This is a genomic window from Robertmurraya sp. GLU-23 (assembly GCF_052983275.1).
The window spans coordinates 35,492-51,957 of sequence record NZ_JBRKCV010000003.1; the positions used below are offsets into that span (position 1 = coordinate 35,492).

General features: G+C 37.3%; 14 protein-coding genes, 2 tRNA genes and 1 riboswitch. Of the genes, 15 read left to right on the top strand and 1 reads right to left on the bottom strand.

The genetic code is table 11. From position 1 onward, the window contains the following. Nucleotides 1-144: 144 nt before the first annotated feature. The 14 genes from ACVBAX_RS07675 (at nucleotide 145) to ACVBAX_RS07740 (ending at nucleotide 14,029) form a co-directional block, all read left to right on the top strand. The gene (locus tag ACVBAX_RS07675; protein WP_447116522.1) at nucleotides 145-1,437 is read left to right on the top strand and encodes an adenylosuccinate synthase; all 1,293 of its coding nucleotides are present in this window, start codon (nucleotides 145-147) and stop codon (nucleotides 1,435-1,437) included. Nucleotides 1,438-1,581: 144 nt separating this feature from the next. Further along, nucleotides 1,582-1,653: transfer RNA gene (locus tag ACVBAX_RS07680), tRNA-Glu, on the top strand. Between the two features lie 176 nt (nucleotides 1,654-1,829). Further along, a tRNA-Phe gene (locus tag ACVBAX_RS07685) sits at nucleotides 1,830-1,902 on the top strand. Between the two features lie 378 nt (nucleotides 1,903-2,280). Next, nucleotides 2,281-3,756: a peptidoglycan DD-metalloendopeptidase family protein gene (locus ACVBAX_RS07690; RefSeq protein ID WP_447116523.1), complete on the top strand. Its 1,476-nt coding sequence runs from the start codon at nucleotides 2,281-2,283 to the stop codon at nucleotides 3,754-3,756. Between the two features lie 165 nt (nucleotides 3,757-3,921). Continuing rightward, nucleotides 3,922-4,629, top strand: coding sequence for a response regulator YycF (gene yycF / locus ACVBAX_RS07695; RefSeq protein ID WP_430776785.1), 708 nt, complete (start codon nucleotides 3,922-3,924; stop codon nucleotides 4,627-4,629). A gap of 7 nt (nucleotides 4,630-4,636) precedes the next feature. After that, on the top strand, nucleotides 4,637-6,472 hold the full coding sequence (walK, locus tag ACVBAX_RS07700) for a cell wall metabolism sensor histidine kinase WalK (RefSeq protein WP_430776786.1): 1,836 nt from the start codon (nucleotides 4,637-4,639) through the stop codon (nucleotides 6,470-6,472). Next, complete coding sequence (locus ACVBAX_RS07705; RefSeq protein ID WP_447116524.1) at nucleotides 6,469-7,800, top strand: YycH family regulatory protein; 1,332 nt, start codon at nucleotides 6,469-6,471, stop codon at nucleotides 7,798-7,800. The genes walK and ACVBAX_RS07705 overlap by 4 nt, the downstream gene beginning before the upstream one ends. Further along, nucleotides 7,787-8,596: a two-component system regulatory protein YycI gene (locus tag ACVBAX_RS07710; RefSeq protein ID WP_447116525.1), complete on the top strand. Its 810-nt coding sequence runs from the start codon at nucleotides 7,787-7,789 to the stop codon at nucleotides 8,594-8,596. The genes ACVBAX_RS07705 and ACVBAX_RS07710 overlap by 14 nt, the downstream gene beginning before the upstream one ends. A 1-nt stretch (nucleotide 8,597) precedes the next feature. After that, nucleotides 8,598-9,392, top strand: a complete 795-nt coding sequence (locus ACVBAX_RS07715) for an MBL fold metallo-hydrolase (RefSeq protein WP_447116526.1) — start codon at nucleotides 8,598-8,600, stop codon at nucleotides 9,390-9,392. Between the two features lie 120 nt (nucleotides 9,393-9,512). Further along, complete coding sequence (locus tag ACVBAX_RS07720) at nucleotides 9,513-10,727, top strand: S1C family serine protease (RefSeq protein ID WP_447116527.1); 1,215 nt, start codon at nucleotides 9,513-9,515, stop codon at nucleotides 10,725-10,727. A gap of 161 nt (nucleotides 10,728-10,888) precedes the next feature. Beyond that, entirely contained in the window at nucleotides 10,889-11,047 is a 159-nt protein-coding gene (locus tag ACVBAX_RS07725) for a CxxH/CxxC protein (RefSeq protein WP_447116528.1), read from the top strand. An 80-nt stretch (nucleotides 11,048-11,127) separates the two neighbouring features. Then, a complete protein-coding gene (gene rlmH, locus ACVBAX_RS07730; RefSeq protein ID WP_066059556.1) occupies nucleotides 11,128-11,607 on the top strand; it encodes a 23S rRNA (pseudouridine(1915)-N(3))-methyltransferase RlmH in 480 nt (159 codons plus the stop codon). Nucleotides 11,608-12,024: 417 nt separating this feature from the next. Next, a riboswitch (ZMP/ZTP riboswitch) is annotated at nucleotides 12,025-12,103 on the top strand. Between the two features lie 58 nt (nucleotides 12,104-12,161). Next, nucleotides 12,162-13,361 carry a phosphoglycerate dehydrogenase gene (locus tag ACVBAX_RS07735; protein ID WP_447116529.1) on the top strand — a complete coding sequence of 400 codons (1,200 nt, stop codon included), beginning with the start codon at nucleotides 12,162-12,164 and terminating at the stop codon, nucleotides 13,359-13,361. A 125-nt stretch (nucleotides 13,362-13,486) separates the two neighbouring features. Continuing rightward, nucleotides 13,487-14,029 (top strand): phospholipase D-like domain-containing protein, encoded by a 543-nt coding sequence (locus tag ACVBAX_RS07740; protein ID WP_447116530.1) that lies wholly within the window; start codon nucleotides 13,487-13,489, stop codon nucleotides 14,027-14,029. A gap of 61 nt (nucleotides 14,030-14,090) precedes the next feature. Here ACVBAX_RS07740 and ACVBAX_RS07745 read toward each other — a convergent pair whose 3' ends face one another. Then, a complete protein-coding gene (locus ACVBAX_RS07745) occupies nucleotides 14,091-14,717 on the bottom strand; it encodes a histidine phosphatase family protein (protein ID WP_447116531.1) in 627 nt (208 codons plus the stop codon). Between the two features lie 182 nt (nucleotides 14,718-14,899). Here ACVBAX_RS07745 and iadA point away from each other — a divergent pair, with 182 nt between their 5' ends. Beyond that, complete coding sequence (iadA, locus tag ACVBAX_RS07750) at nucleotides 14,900-16,072, top strand: beta-aspartyl-peptidase (RefSeq protein ID WP_447116532.1); 1,173 nt, start codon at nucleotides 14,900-14,902, stop codon at nucleotides 16,070-16,072. The last annotated feature ends 394 nt before the right edge of the window (nucleotides 16,073-16,466 follow it).

The window sequence follows — 16,466 nt, forward strand, 5'->3', positions numbered from 1 at the left end:
AAAAACGAATTAATTACGAACAAAAAATATTAATCTTACAAAAAACGTTCGGGTTTTATTGACTTTTAGTGGTTCACATTGGTAAACTAATCTTGTTTGATTTTGTACGAAAAAATGTTAAGTTACCTTTGGAGGTGCTGTTATATGTCATCAGTAGTTGTAGTTGGAACACAGTGGGGAGACGAGGGAAAAGGTAAGATCACAGACTTTTTATCAGAAAATGCAGAAGTGATCGCTCGTTACCAAGGAGGAAATAATGCCGGTCATACGATTAAGTTCGGTGGAGAAACGTATAAGCTTCATTTAATTCCTTCTGGGATTTTCTATAGTGATAAGGCTTGTGTGATTGGAAATGGAATGGTTGTTGATCCAAAAGCATTAGTAAAAGAGCTTGCTTACCTACATGATAAAGGTTTAACAACAGATAATCTTCGCGTGAGCAACCGTGCACATGTCATTTTACCTTACCATTTGCGTCTTGATGAAGTTGAAGAAGAGAGCAAGGGTGCAAATAAGATTGGTACGACGAAAAAGGGAATTGGCCCTGCTTATATGGACAAGGCAGCGCGTATCGGAATTCGTATTGCTGACCTACTTGACCGTGAAGTATTTGAAGAAAAGCTGGCACGTAATTTAGAAGAGAAAAACCGTTTGCTTGAGCGTATTTATGAAACAGAAGGCTTTAAAATTGAAGATATTCTGGATGAGTACTATGAGTATGGTCAACAAATTAAGCAATATGTGTGTGATACATCGGTCGTGTTAAACGATGCACTTGATGAAGGCCGTCGCGTTCTTTTTGAAGGTGCTCAAGGAGTTATGCTTGATATTGACCAAGGTACATACCCATTTGTTACATCTTCCAATCCTGTTGCTGGTGGAGTGACGATCGGATCGGGTGTAGGTCCTACGAAAATTAAGCATGTAGTTGGGGTATCTAAGGCTTATACGACTCGTGTAGGGGATGGTCCTTTCCCAACGGAATTAGATAACGAAATTGGTCACCAAATCCGTGAGGTTGGCCGTGAATATGGTACAACAACAGGGCGTCCGCGTCGTGTCGGTTGGTTTGATAGCGTAGTTGTAAGACATGCTAGAAGAGTTAGTGGAATTACAGATCTTTCTCTAAATTCCATCGACGTGTTAACAGGGATTGAAACGTTGAAGATCTGTGTGGCATATCGATACAAAGGGGAAGTAATTGAGGAATTCCCAGCAAGCTTAAAAACATTAGCTGAATGTGAGCCAGTCTTTGAAGAGCTGCCAGGCTGGACGGAAGACATCACAGGCTGCAAATCACTTGCTGAGCTACCAGCTAATGCTCGTCACTATTTAGAGCGAATTGCACAGTTAACAGGTATTCCATTGTCAATTTTCTCTGTAGGTCCAGATCGTACACAAACGAATGTTGTGTTAAATCCTTGGAGACAAAGCTAATTAAGCTAAGTCAATATTCGCCACTCAAAGTAGTGGCGAATATTTTATTTAACAAAATAATTTTTTTTATTAAAACATATTGCAAACTATAAAGCTATTATGCTAATATAAAAAACGTCGTCAGAATATGTCGAAATAGCACATGGCCCCTTGGTCAAGCGGTTAAGACACCGCCCTTTCACGGCGGTAACACGGGTTCGAATCCCGTAGGGGTCATCACACTATTCCAATCTCTTCAAAAGCAAGGGGTTGGAATTTTTATAAATACGGCTCAGTAGCTCAGTTGGTAGAGCACGATGAATAAGCTCCAAAGGAAAGACATCCAGCGTACCGATTGGTAAATCGGGACGAAGGACGAAGCAATACATATCTAGGGAATAATATTAAATTACGGCTCAGTAGCTCAGTCGGTAGAGCAAAGGACTGAAAATCCTTGTGTCGGCGGTTCGATTCCGTCCTGAGCCATCTATGAAAGAGGAGTTTGTCCTATGACAAATTCCTCTTTTTTGTTACAGAGATGTAATATTTGAGTAAATTTCTCCCAAGAATTTTGTCGAAAGTAGTCTCAGTGATTTTTCTGAAAAATGAAAGCGTTTCTCTTGGAAAAGCTGTTATATCAATGTTTTGCTAGGAAACATAATCAAAAAAGCATTCTACTAATTCGACTAACCTTTGTAATATAATGTCATTAATTATACAATTGTGTTACATATCAGGTGCTAGTAAACTCTTTATGGTTTATTTATGGTAAAGTAAAGAAGTCTTATTATGCAATAAAGTAAAAATAAAAAGAGTTAAAAGCACTAAAAGTGTTTTGTTGCGCTAGTCTAGGAGGATTAGAGAATGGGTTTTTTCAATAAGAGACTTTCCGAACTAACGATCAACGCATCTAATAGTCTAAAACCTACAATAAAAATGGCAGCTATATCAGCAATGGCATTAGGAGCACTTACATTTGGTGTAAGTACGGCATCTGCTAATGGCTCTAAATTAAGCACCGTATACTATGTATATATGAATAAAGAATATGTTGGTACTGTTTCTGACAAAGAAGTAGTTCAAGAAATCTTAGATGAAAAAGTAGAAGAGTTTAAGCAAACATATACAAATTTAGATTTATCAGCTGATTCACAACTTACATATGTTTCAGAGCAAGTATTTAGTTCTAATGCCAAAACAAATGACGAAGAAGTTGTAGAAATCATCCAAAGTAAGCTGGCCGTTCAAGCAAATGCTTCAGCCTTAGTGCTTGATGGAAAAGCAGTAGCTTATGTAAAAAGTGAAGCTGAGGCAGAGCAGGTATTAAATGCTTTGAAGTTAAAGTATGTTTCACAGGAGCAACTAACAGAGTTGGAATCTCGTAAAGCAACTCCTGAAGTGGTATTACCTACGCTAAAGGAAAATGAAGTTCGTCTATTAGACGTTTCATTCACAAAAGAAGTTTCACAAAATGTAGAAAAAGTTACTCCAGATAAAATACTAACTGTTGAGGAAGCAGTTAATTTTTTAACTAAGGGTACATTAGAAGAAAAGAAATACTCTGTGAAAGAGGGAGATGTGTTAGGTGGAATTGCCTCAGCACATGGAATGGAAATCGCACAATTATTGTCCATTAACCCTGGTATGACAGAAGATAGTGTGTTAAAGATTGGGCAAGAATTGAATGTAACCTTCCTACAACCCCTTCTTCAAGTAGTAGTAGTGAAAGAAGAGGCAAAAAAGGAAGCAATCGCATTTGCTAACCAAGTAATAGAAGATGAAACTATGTATAAAGGTGATACAAAAGTAGAACAAGAGGGGAAAGAAGGTGCTCGCGAGGTAACATATAAAGTCTCTGAGCAAAATGGAATCCGTGTAGCTCAAGAGGTTACAAGCGAAAAGACCCTTCAAGAACCTGTTAATTATATTGTTAGAAAAGGAACAAAAGTTGTACCATCTCGTGGTGACGGGTCCCTTGTATGGCCTGCAAATGGAGGGTATGTTTCCAGTCAAATGGGCTTTAGATGGGGCAAACAACATAAAGGTATTGATATTGCACGCCCTAGCAGTGGAACGATTAAAGCTGCTGACAATGGAACAGTCGTATCTGCTGGGTTTGATGGCGGGTATGGAAACAAGATTGTCATTGACCATAATAATGGGGTGCGTACCGTATATGCGCATTTAGCTTCGATTAGTGTAAGTGTTGGTCAAACCGTTGTTAAAGGGTCAGCTATTGGTGTGATGGGTTCAACTGGAGATTCAACAGGTGTCCATCTTCATTTTGAAGTTTATAAGAATGGTAGTTTAGTAAATCCACTAAATTATGTAAATAATTAATATATTCATACCTCTAGTGAAAACTAGAGGTTTTCTATTTCTAATGAAGTGATCTGCCTTCTAAAAACGTGAATTCATAGGCATATCATGATAAAGTAAGGATTATGAACAGTAAAAATAGTGGAAGATAAAATAAATAGACAGTTCAAATAAAGGAGCTATGAAATGGAAAAACGTATACTAGTTGTTGACGATGAAAAACCGATTGCTGATATCCTTCAATTTAATCTTAAGAAGGAAGGGTACGACGTATATTGTGCATATGATGGTAACGAGGCATTAAAGATGGTAGAGGAAATTATGCCAGACTTAATCTTACTAGATATCATGCTTCCTCAACGTGATGGAATGGAAGTATGTCGTGAAGTTCGTAAAAAGTATGAAATGCCTATTATCATGCTAACAGCAAAGGATTCAGAAATTGATAAAGTTCTTGGTCTTGAGCTAGGCGCAGATGACTACGTAACAAAACCATTTAGTACAAGAGAATTAATTGCACGTGTGAAAGCAAATTTAAGAAGGCATCAAACGAATATAAGTCAACAGGAAGAAGATGAGACAAATGAGATTGAATTAGGCTCATTGACGATCCATCCAGATGCTTATATTGTTTCAAAGCGCGGGGAAATGATCGAGCTTACTCACAGAGAGTTCGAACTGCTTCATTACTTAGCCCAGCATATCGGACAAGTGATGACGAGAGAACATCTATTACAAACTGTTTGGGGTTACGATTATTTTGGTGATGTTCGTACAGTCGATGTGACCGTTAGACGACTTCGCGAGAAAATCGAAGATAACCCAAGTCACCCAACATGGATCGTGACAAGAAGAGGGGTTGGATACTATTTACGAAATCCTGAACAGGAGTAATCAGTAAATGAAAAAGGTTGGTTTCTTTCGATCTATCCATCTTAAATTTGTAATGATTTACGTATTGTTAATTTTAATTGCGATGCAAATAATCGGTGTTTATTTTGTTAGACAGCTTGAGAGCACTTTATTACGGAATTTTGAAACCTCAATTGAAGAGAGAGTGAATCTTTTAGCTTATTACTTAGGGGAAGAGCTAGGCAAGGAACGTAACCCAGATGATGAAGGACCAACTCTGGAAGAGGCTGTTAAGAAGATTCTAGCTGATTTTCCAACGACAGATATCTCGGAGGTTCGTTTAATTGAAGCAAGTACACAAAAAATTATCGGCACATCAGATCAATATAATCAAGGAATTGTTGGCCAAAGATCTACTGACACCTTAATTAGACGTGTCATCGCTACTTCAGCTGAAGGGGAGGAAGTAACCCAAATCGATCCTGAGTCATTAAAGCGTATCTGGGTGTTAGTTACGCCCGTTCGATCCGATGATGAGGTCACAGGTGTTATATACTTAGTAGCAAAGAAAGAAAATGTGTATTCCCAAATGAAGACCATTAATAATATCCTGGCCACAGGGACGGGTATTGCATTATTGATTACAGCAGTACTTGGGATTCTACTTGCACAAACGATTACAAGGCCTATTTCTGATATGCGAAAGCAGGCACAGGCAATGGCTAAAGGGAACTTTTCTCGAAAGGTAAAAGTTTTCGGATATGATGAGATTGGACAATTGGCCATTACTTTTAATAATCTCACAAAAAAGTTGCAAGAGGCACAAGCAACCACTGAGGGAGAACGTCGAAAGTTATCCTCTGTTCTTTCCTATATGACAGATGGTGTGGTTGCTACCGATCGAAAAGGTCGAGTAATCCTTATCAATGAACCTGCTGCAAAGCTTTTGAGTGTTTCACGTGAAACAATACTATCTAGCTCCATTGTGTCTTTATTAGGCTTAGAAGAAGACTATTCGTTTGAAGATTTACTTGTTGAGAAAGAGTCACTTATTTTGGACTATAGCACGGCTACAAAGCCTCTTATTCTACGGGCGAATTTTTCGGTCATTCAAAAGGAAACTGGATTTGTAAATGGTTTAATAACGGTTTTACATGATATTACAGAACAAGAGAAAATTGACTTAGAGAGACGCGAATTTGTTGCCAATGTGTCACATGAGTTACGGACACCTTTAACGACGATGAGAAGTTACTTAGAAGCATTATCAGATGGTGCCTGGAAGGACGAGGAAATCGCTCCGAACTTTTTAAGTGTTACGCAAACAGAAACAGAACGTATGATACGTCTAGTAAATGATTTGCTTCAGCTTTCCAAGATGGATAGCAAGGATTATCGACTTAAGAAGGAATGGTTTAATTTCGTAGATTTCTTCAATCGAATTATTGATCGTTTTGAGATTATAAAGGACGAAAATACTGCTTTTGAACGAAAACTATTAGATTATGCTGCCTTTGTTGAGGGAGATGCGGACAAGCTTACACAAGTCCTTGATAATATTATTTCAAATGCAATGAAGTATTCTCCACAGGGTGGGAAAATCACTTTTAAAGTGGAGGAAAAGGAAGATCATATTGTAGTTAGTGTTAGTGATCAGGGGATGGGAATTCCAAAAGAAAATCTTCAGCAAATTTTTGAACGATTTTACCGAGTTGATAAAGCAAGAACTAGAAAGCTTGGTGGGACAGGTCTAGGACTAGCCATTGCAAAAGAAATGGTAGAAGCCCATGGAGGAGAAATTTGGGCGGAAAGTGTGGAAGGGAAAGGGACGACGGTCTCATTCACTCTCCCTTATGATCCTAATGAGGAGGATGACTGGACATGAAATATGAAACGATAAAGTCTATCGTCCTATTAATTCTTGTTGTTTTTAGTATTCTTCTTACATGGATGTTGTGGACATATCAGCCGAATTATGACACTTTGAAGGAAAGTGGAAATACCGTTGAAGAAGTATCGTTTGGTGAAACGAAGGAATTGAGCAAAATTGTTCGTCCTGAACGATTGTTTTTCCATCAAGGGGAGAAACATTACGGTACATTTGATTCCTTTGAAATTGATCAGACAATGAAAGAACTTAGCTTATGGGAATTTAGTGAGTTTGAAGATATATCCGATCTCGTAAAAAATATCCCTTCGTTTATTTATGATAAGAACGTTTTAGAACTTATTTTTCCTGATATTGTTCCTTTAAAGGTGTACCGTAGCGCGTTACAATTACCTAGTAATGATATTCCCAAGAGTAACTTTGACCGAATTGTTATTGATTTAGAGCCAGAAACAAGAGAGGGAGGAGCCGTTTATTTTATTTCCTCCAAAGAGAATGAAGTGCTTCGAGCATATGTTACAGCCACTTATATCAAAGATTTTAAAGAACGATATCTAGCGGACATAAGTGAGAATGAAAAGTTTGCACTATATGAACCAATTAATCGAGAAAGTTTTACGATGCTTCGAAAAGAGCCAGTAAAAGTTGCTTTATATAATTACCTGTTTTTGAAGTTATCGACAGAAAAACTTCGTGATGCCCTATTTAGCGATCCGAATCTAGTGTCAAAAAATTTCAGCTCTTTTGGTGAAGAGTATACTGATACAACTACTTTAATGAGTGTCAATTATGAAACGAGTACTGTTTCCTATGTGAAAACAGAAGATGTTGAAAGTGGAGCAACAGCGAAATCGAGTCACCTTCTGGAAAAAAGTGTTGATTTTATTAATAGTCATGGTGGCTGGACGGATAATTATCGATATGTAGGAATGGACCAGTCAGAACAGGTCATATTATTCCGATTATACGATTTAAGTGGTTACCCCATCTTTGGTGATAATGGAATATCGGAAATTTTACAAATCTGGAATGCTAGTGGAATTAATAAGTATTTTCGAAGTAATTTCATGTTAGGAAGTAGATTGGATGCCACTGAAATTACCCTTCCATCTGGTGTCAGTGTGCTAGAAGAGTTGAAAAAAGTAGAAGATTTTGACCTCGATTTTCTTCAGGACATTTCGATTGGCTATCACATGTCTAAGATTACTGATATTAACCAGAATTCACTAATTCATTTGGAACCAGCTTGGTACTATAAGTATAACGATGAATGGAAGATGGTTCCGAGTAGCGAGAATGGGGGGATAAAGCATGGATTGGAGTAGAATTAAAACCATCTTTATCCTTTCCTTTTTCGTTTTAAATATCTATCTTATGAATGAGTTCTTAAAGATTCGTACCGCAACTAAATACGAATATGCGACCAATCCTTCTCTAGAAAACCGATTAAAGGCAGATGAAATCACATACAATGATCTTCCAAAAAACTTTGAAAAGGACACGTACTTAAGTACGGTTCCAAGAGTGTTTACAGAGGAAGAGGTTGAAATGCTTATAGATACAACGCTCAGCGGTCAAACCATTACAATAAGAAACAACCAGTCTATTGAATCAGAATTGGATACACCTTTAAAAGTGAGCAGCAAAGGTCAACCACCTGAATTAGATACATTTTTAAAAGGATCAGTCATAAATGGTGACCAGTATCGTTATTGGGGTAGAGATGAAAGTGATAATAGTATAACTTATTATCAGCAGTACCAAGAAAAGCTATTTTATAAAAATCCAAGCGGTCAAATCACGTTCAAATTAAATAGCGATAATGAAGTAGTTTCCTACAAACAAACCATACTCGATAGTATCGAGGAACTTTCGGAAGATGAAAGAATTATTCAGCCCATTAAGGCGATAGAAACACTATATGAAAATGGCTATTTACCTTTTGGAACAAAGATAGAGAGAGTCGAGTTTGGTTATTACACACTTGTTCGTTTAACTTCTTCACAGGTTTTGACACCTGCGTGGCGCTTTGTATTAGACGAAGGGGATAATTTATTTGTGAATGCATTTGAAGGACAAGTCATTCAACTAAAGAATGAAGAAAACAATTGGAGTGAGTAGTATGTCATTGCATTTTAGTATCCTAGCGAGTGGGAGTACAGGGAATGCGATTTATGTAGAATCGGAAGATCAGTCCTTTCTAGTAGACGCAGGACATAGTGGGAAGCAAATGGAGGCTCTTTTTCAAAAGATTGATCGTGACATTAGTAAGCTGTCGGGACTTTTTGTCACCCATGAGCATAGTGATCATATTAAAGGAGTCGGAATATTAGCGAGAAAGTACAAGCTTCCTGTTTATGCTAACGCAAAAACATGGGATGCCATGAATCATTTAGTAGGGGAAATTCCTGTAGAACAGAAATTTACGTTTGATATGGAAACAGTAAAAAGCTTTGGTGGGGTGGATATTGAATCATTTGGCGTGTCTCATGATGCAGCAGAGCCCATGTTTTATGTATTTCACCATAATGGAAAGAAGCTAGTTCTAATTACAGATACAGGATATGTTAGTGATCGTATGAAGGGAATCATTCAGAACGCAGATGTGTTTGTTTTTGAGAGCAACCATGACGTACAAATGCTTCGCATGGGAAAGTATCCATGGAGCATTAAGCGCCGTATTTTGAGTGATGTTGGACATGTATCGAATGAAGATGCAGCCATTGCAATGAGTGAAGTAGCTGGTGATAACACAAAACGTATTTACTTAGCTCATTTAAGTCAAGACAATAATATGAAAGATTTAGCTAAAATGTCTGTCGAGCAAACACTTCAAAGCAAAGGCATCATCATTGGTGAGCAATTTGATTTATACGATACCGACCCTAAAGTTCCAACGGTGTTAACTGCGGTATAAAAAGGTGATTCCGACTTTTTCGGGTCACCTTTTTGGTTTATTCTCTGGCAAGAAGGGATTATATTATATATAGGGATAAAAACTACATAGATAATGATTGTTTGAAAGGATTGGTGAATCGTGGGTTATTATGATCAAGACTACGAAACACGGTACAGAAAACAAAAGGGAAATCGAGGAGGGTACTTTTTAGCGAGTCTAGTTGGAGCCATTTTAGGGGTTTTTCTTATTGTGGTTGCCTTGCCTCGAATTGGTTTTGATGTTCTTCCTTATTCCACAGAAACAGATTCGAATCTAGAAGAAGGTATGGCAAACAACGATGCGGTTAGGACAGAAAATGTTAGTTTAAACGTAGTGACAGATATAACAAAGGCAGTAGAAAAAGCTGGAGATGCGGTAGTTGGAATTACGAATCTTCAAACGACAAGTTTTTGGTCAGAATCAAGTAGTCAGGAAGCAGGATCAGGGTCCGGTGTTATTTATAAAAAAGTGGATGGCAAAGCATATGTTGTAACAAACCATCACGTAATCGAAGGGGCAAACTCACTTGAGGTGACATTGTCTGATGGAACAAAGCTTGAAGCCAAGTTAAGAGGTAGTGACGTTTGGACCGATTTAGCTGTTCTTGAGGTTGATGGAAGCAAAATTGAAACCGTTGCTGAGTTTGGAGATTCGGATGCTTTAAAAATTGGTGAGCCAGTGATCGCTATTGGAAATCCACTTGGAGCAACGTTTTCTGGCTCTGTTACACAAGGGATAGTATCAGGTTTAGAGCGTGCGATTCCTGTTGATATTAACCAAGATGGTGCAATTGATTGGCAGGCTGAAGTACTCCAAACGGATGCCGCAATTAACCCGGGTAATAGTGGTGGAGCATTAATTAATATCAGTGGCCAAGTGATTGGAATTAACTCTATGAAGATTGCCCAGAGCTCCGTAGAGGGAATCGGTCTCTCCATTCCAATAAAGTCTGCTGAGCCAATCATTAGTGATCTAGAGGAGTTTGGTGAGGTAAAACGACCTTACATGGGAATCCAACTTCAATCAGTAAATGAAGTATCAGCTTATCATCAGAAAGAAACACTGAAACTTCCGGAAGATGTAACTGCGGGAGTCGTAATTATGACGGTGGATCCAAACTCACCTGCAGAACAAGCAGGATTAGAAGATTTAGATGTGATTGTTGAAATGGACGGCGATCCAATTAAAGATGTCATTGATTTAAGAAAGCATCTATATAATAAAAAGAAAGTCGGAGATCAGCTGAACATTAAATTCTACCGTGCTGGAAAGCTTCAAGAAACAACGATGAAGCTAGGTGGAAATACCTTATAGTTGTGAGAGAAATGCAGGCGTCATGTCTGCATTTCTTTTTTGTGGATAGAAATTTCTCGATAGTTTTGGTAGGATGGGATAGGAATGTGGATAAGTTTTTGGATAAACTATATACATCATTTTTTGTTGAAGTTTGGAGAATTTTGAAGGAGGGAAATAACTTGATTTACTGCTGTGAGGAACATGTAGATCTTGCCATAGATACGATTGTAGATGAGTTTGAGACATTTCCAACCTTACTAAAAGTTGAGGGAAATGAGTTATCAACAACCTGTGAATATTGTCGAAATGATGCTGTATATATGGTAGGGAACAAATGATCCTATACAATATGTGGATGAAAAATGTGGACATGTGGATAACTTCTGTGGATATCTTGTTCGTAAAGTGAGGATGAAGTGTGAATATCTCATTATTAACAATTGGCAAACTTAAAGAAAAATACTTAAAGCAAGGAATCGATGAATATTTAAAAAGACTAACGGCCTATGCGAAGGTCGAAGTGATTGAGCTCCCAGATGAAAAAGCTCCAGAGCAATTAAGTGACATAGAAATGGAACAGGTAAAGAATAAAGAAGGAGAGAGGCTGTTAGCAAAAATTTCTCCAGATACATATGTCATTGCCCTAGCCATAGAAGGCAAGCAACGATCGTCAGAAGAACTGGCGGAAATGATTGATAAGTTGGCTACATACGGAAAAAGTAAAATTGCCTTTGTTATTGGAGGTTCGCTGGGTTTAAGTAAGGATGTTCTAAATCGTGCAGATGAGAAGTTATCATTTTCTAAAATGACATTCCCTCATCAACTTATGAGGTTAATTCTGCTTGAACAGGTGTATCGGGCTTACCGGATTAATAGGAATGAACCTTATCATAAGTAAGGCCAAATGTCTCTCCTAAGGATGGGAGGCTAAAACAGCAGAAGATCAGGTTAAATATCCAGTCTGATTAATAGAAGGAAGAATTCCGCTTAATGTATAAATTGGCTGAAATATTGGTTAAATAGACGGAGAAATTCCGCCTATTGGCTCAAAAACAGTAATAATGGGGGAAAATGTTGTGCATAATCGGAAATTCTCCGCTTATACATCATGAAAATAAGCTCCATTATGCATTTAACAGAAAAATCTCCGCTTATTTGCTTTTCGGAGGCTACCGGAATAAGGACTAGACTACTTATTTAAGAATACAGGAAAACCTCATCATAAATAATGAAGTTTAATTTGTAAGAAAATTTAAATAAGAATATTTTTCTACTTGAATGCTAGTAAAGAAGTTGTTAGAATATAAGAAATAAAAAGACTATGTGTAACTGGCGAAACGCGGATAACCGCGAGGGAGCACATGGTGTCGTAGCCGTTCGCCTGGGCAGAGGTAAGGGTTATAACCCCTTGCCTCTTTTTGTTCAAATTTATAATAAAAAAGGAGAAACAATATGAGCCCAATTACATTAAAAAAAGTGAACCAAATTAAAACATTAAATAATATTGCAGAAAGCGGATTAAAAGTCTTTAAAAAGGATAATTTTGCAGTCGACAATGATTGTGAAAATCCAGATGCAATCATTGCACGTAGCTTTAATATGCATTCAATGGATTTCGGTAGGAATTTAAAAGCAATTGCAAGAGCTGGAGCAGGTGTTAATAATATTCCAGTCGACAAATGCACAGAGCAAGGAATTGTCGTTTTTAATACTCCTGGAGCCAATGCAAATGCTGTAAAAGAAATGGTTTTAACTACAATAATGGCGTCATCAAGAAACCTTTTTGCTGGTGTGTCATGGACAAAGACCTTAGAAGGCGAAGGGGACCAAGTTCCAAAGCTTGTAGAAGCAGGGAAAAAGCAATTTGTAGGAAAAGAAATTAAAGGTAAGACTCTAGGTGTTATTGGACTAGGTGCAATTGGGGCACTTGTAGCGAATGACGCTATTGCTTTAGACATGGATGTAATTGGTTTTGACCCATTTATCTCTGTTGATACAGCATGGAATTTATCACGTACGGTCCAACGTGCTTTAACCATTGAAGAATTGTTTGCAAACGCTGATTATATTACTGTACACACACCATTAACGGATGATACAAAAGGAATGTTTAATCAAGCTACATTTAGCATTATGAAACCAGGTGTTCATATTCTGAACTTCTCACGTGGGGAACTAGTGAATGAAATAGATTTGGCGGTTGCGCTTGAAGAAGGTATCGTGGGTCAATATATTACAGATTTCCCTAATGAAAATGTATTGAAAATGGAAAACACTATTTGTGTTCCACACCTTGGTGCATCAACAGCAGAATCTGAGGAAAATTGTGCAATTATGGCAGGTCGCCAAATAAAGGATTTTCTAGAGACTGGGAATATTAAAAACTCAGTGAATTTTCCAAATGCCTCTCTTCCATATTCAGGGAAGCAACGTGTAGCAGCTTTCCATCAAAATGTTCCTGGCATGGTTGGAAAGATTACATCAGCTCTTTCAAGCTATGATTTAAACATTGCAGATATGGTCAACAGAAGTAGAGGGGAATATGCCTATACTATGATCGATATTGATAACAATGTAACGAGTGAAATTATCCCTCAGTTAGAGGAAAAAATCGGCTTGATTGAAGGTATTGTTACGGTACGTATAATTTAATAAGAGTTTACCAAAGGTGATACAAATTTTTGTATCACCTTTTTTGTTTCTAAAAAAGGGTCCATTTAAGGTTCATTTAAGATAATTGGTGTAAAAATGATATATACAAACAAGGAGGTTTAACATTGAATAGAAAACTAGGAAGCATTCTTTTAATCATATCACTCGTAGTGAATCTTTTATTAGTAGGTAAGATCATGATAGATTCAAGTGAAACAGAGCTGTCTTATGCTATTAGTGAATATCAAGGGAGCCCAGAGGAAGAATTAATAGACGTAATTAATAGCGCTAAAGAAGAACTTAATATTGCCATCTATAACTTAGATAATGAAAATATTGTAGAAGCTATTTCAGCCGCAGCGGAAAGAGGAGTTTCCATTAAAATCATAGCTGATGGGGAAAATACAGAAAACAAAGATAGTAAGAAAATATTCGATGAGCTAGAGGCACTGAATATACCGGTTAAAATAAATACAGATGAAAAAATGCATATAAAACTAACCATATCAGACAACGAAACCGTCGTAACAGGCTCTTTTAATTACACAAAAGACTCTGCAGAAGATAATCAGGAAATTCTCTTAACCGTAAGTGATTCGACATTAACTTCAGCTATGAATGATACATTTAATGAAATGTGGGATAGTGGTGATTTGGAGGAGTGGTAGAAATAAGGAAATTAAATCAATAAAAACACCTCTATGCCATTCGCAAAGAGGTGTTTCACTATTATTGATACCTGTCTCTAAAGGAAGTGTCAGCAATCGTTTCTACACTAAATTCACCGTTAGCATACTTAATGACGGAAACACTGCAATTATCATGGTGCGGATAATCGCTCATTTTTGTTAATTGCATTAAGTAGTTACCAATCGTTACTCCATGTGAGAAAACCAGTATATTTCCGCCTTCACTTTTATGCTTGTCGATGATTTCCTTAACGATAGAGGTTGTACGTGTATAAAGCTGGGAGTAGCTTTCTCCTTCTGGTGCAGCCATATTTAGGTCGTTAAGGGTAAATAATTGTTCAAGTATATCTCCGTATCGCTCGGTGATTTCTGATTCTACAAGTGATTCTAAAGCACCAAAGTTCATTTCTTTCAGGCGTGGGTCTGTCATTGTTGGAAGATTACGATGACCAACTGCATACTTAGCTGTATCTATAACTCGTTGGCTTTCACTAGTGTATACTGCTGTAAATTCAATATCATCAAGGCCCATACCTACAGACTTGGCTTGAGTAATTCCGCGTTCGGTAAGAGGGGAATCACAAAAACCTTGCATACGTTTTTCTATATTATATTGAGTCTCACCATGACGAACAAAATAAAGCTTTACTTCTTTTTCAGAGGACAAGCTATAACACCTACTTTGTATTGTAATATTGTTTAGTTACCAAGAATTTTACCATACCTACTGAAGAATTGTTAATTTATATAATGAGAAAGGAATTTTACCCCTTTTGGTTAATTTATATAATGTAAAAAGATACTCGTTCTTGTGTGCTTATATTGACTGACAATTAGGAGTGAAGAGCTATGCTAAAGTTAATAAAAAACGGAGAGGTCTATGCCCCAAACTATCTTGGTGTAAGGGATATTCTTATTGCTGACGATAAAATTGCTTTTATAGAAGAGCAAATAAATACTCCTATTTCTTTTGTCCCTATCGAAGTGATTGATGCATCTGGTCAACTTATCGTACCTGGATTTATTGATTCTCATGTTCATATTATTGGTGGTGGAGGAGAAGGTGGATTCAAAACAAGAACCCCAGAAATTATGTTAACGGATATAACGATGTCCGGTGTAACAACCTTAGTTGGTGTACTTGGAACGGATGGTACAACCAGGAGAATGGAAAGCCTTCTAGCAAAGGCTCGAGCACTAGAAGAAGAAGGCGTTACCTGTTATATTCATACCGGCTCTTATCAAGTACCAGTCAAGACATTAACCTCAAGAATTGAAGATGATCTAATTTTAATTGATAAAATTATTGGTGTTGGAGAAATTGCCATTTCTGATCATCGTTCCTCTCAGCCTACGTTTGATGAAGTAGTAAAAATTGCTACAGCAGCTAGAAATGGTGGCATTTTATCTGGGAAAGCTGGACTTATAGAAATCCATGTAGGGGATGGAATTGAAAAACTCTCATTACTAGAGGAGATCATCGAGAAAACAGAAATTCCTGCTAGGCATTTCCATCCTACTCATATTAATCGTAATAAAGAATTATTTGCTGCAGGGATTACATATGCAAAAAAGGGTGGATATGTTGACTTGACCACTAGCACCATTCCTCAATTCCTAGAAGAGGGGGAAGTGAAGTGTTCGACCGGTTTAAGATTAATGCTTGAAAAAGACATCCCCATTAGTAGTATTACTTTTTCGTCAGATGGGCAGGCAAGTCTTCCTTATTTTGATGAAATGGGTGAATTTAAAGGATTAAAAGTGGGGAAAACGGCTTCTTTATTCCGGGAGGTAAGGGATGCAGTCTTTAATGAGAAGATCCCTCTAGAGCAAGCAATCCAAGTAATTACATCAAATCCAGCACAAGTTCTCAAACTTTCTCAAAAAGGCAATATTCAAAAAGGGAAGGATGCGGACCTTGTAATTTTAGATAAAGAAACATTAACGATTCAAACGGTTATTGCAAAAGGTCAACTAATGGTGGCCCAAGGTTCTCCATTAGTAAAAGGGACATTTGAATAAAATCCTACAAGTAAAACCTGTACTAAAAAGGTAAGTAGTTCGGTTGTGAAGTACGAAATAGAACGAACCCAAAATAAACGGAGAAATTCTGTTTATTTTGGGAAATACCAACATTTCCCGCAAATTAAACGGAGTGTTTCCGCTTATATGAACCTAATCTTTAGATTTAGGTAAATATAGAGAAGTTAATCGGAATATTTCCGCTTATATCTGCTTCTTGAGCCCCTACTATACACATTAACCGGAATTTCTCCTCCTATGAATTCCTATACCTCCACGAAAAATTCAACAATGTCTTTTCTTTTCACCACATCAATCCCCAATAGTTTTTGTACTCGAAAACGGAACCCGTTACTAAGATGGTGCGAGTTTTTGCTTCCTCAAATTATGTAGT

Excerpts from the sequence above, each read along its gene's own strand:
- ACVBAX_RS07675 (WP_447116522.1), top strand. The coding sequence starts at position 145 with ATGTCATCAGTAGTTGTAGTTGGAACACAGTGGGGAGACGAGGGAAAA.
- ACVBAX_RS07690 (WP_447116523.1), top strand. The coding sequence starts at position 2,281 with ATGGGTTTTTTCAATAAGAGACTTTCCGAACTAACGATCAACGCATCT.
- yycF (WP_430776785.1), top strand. The coding sequence starts at position 3,922 with ATGGAAAAACGTATACTAGTTGTTGACGATGAAAAACCGATTGCTGAT.
- walK (WP_430776786.1), top strand. The coding sequence starts at position 4,637 with ATGAAAAAGGTTGGTTTCTTTCGATCTATCCATCTTAAATTTGTAATG.
- ACVBAX_RS07705 (WP_447116524.1), top strand. The coding sequence starts at position 6,469 with ATGAAATATGAAACGATAAAGTCTATCGTCCTATTAATTCTTGTTGTT.
- ACVBAX_RS07710 (WP_447116525.1), top strand. The coding sequence starts at position 7,787 with ATGGATTGGAGTAGAATTAAAACCATCTTTATCCTTTCCTTTTTCGTT.
- ACVBAX_RS07715 (WP_447116526.1), top strand. The coding sequence starts at position 8,598 with ATGTCATTGCATTTTAGTATCCTAGCGAGTGGGAGTACAGGGAATGCG.
- ACVBAX_RS07735 (WP_447116529.1), top strand. The coding sequence starts at position 12,162 with ATGAGCCCAATTACATTAAAAAAAGTGAACCAAATTAAAACATTAAAT.
- iadA (WP_447116532.1), top strand. The coding sequence starts at position 14,900 with ATGCTAAAGTTAATAAAAAACGGAGAGGTCTATGCCCCAAACTATCTT.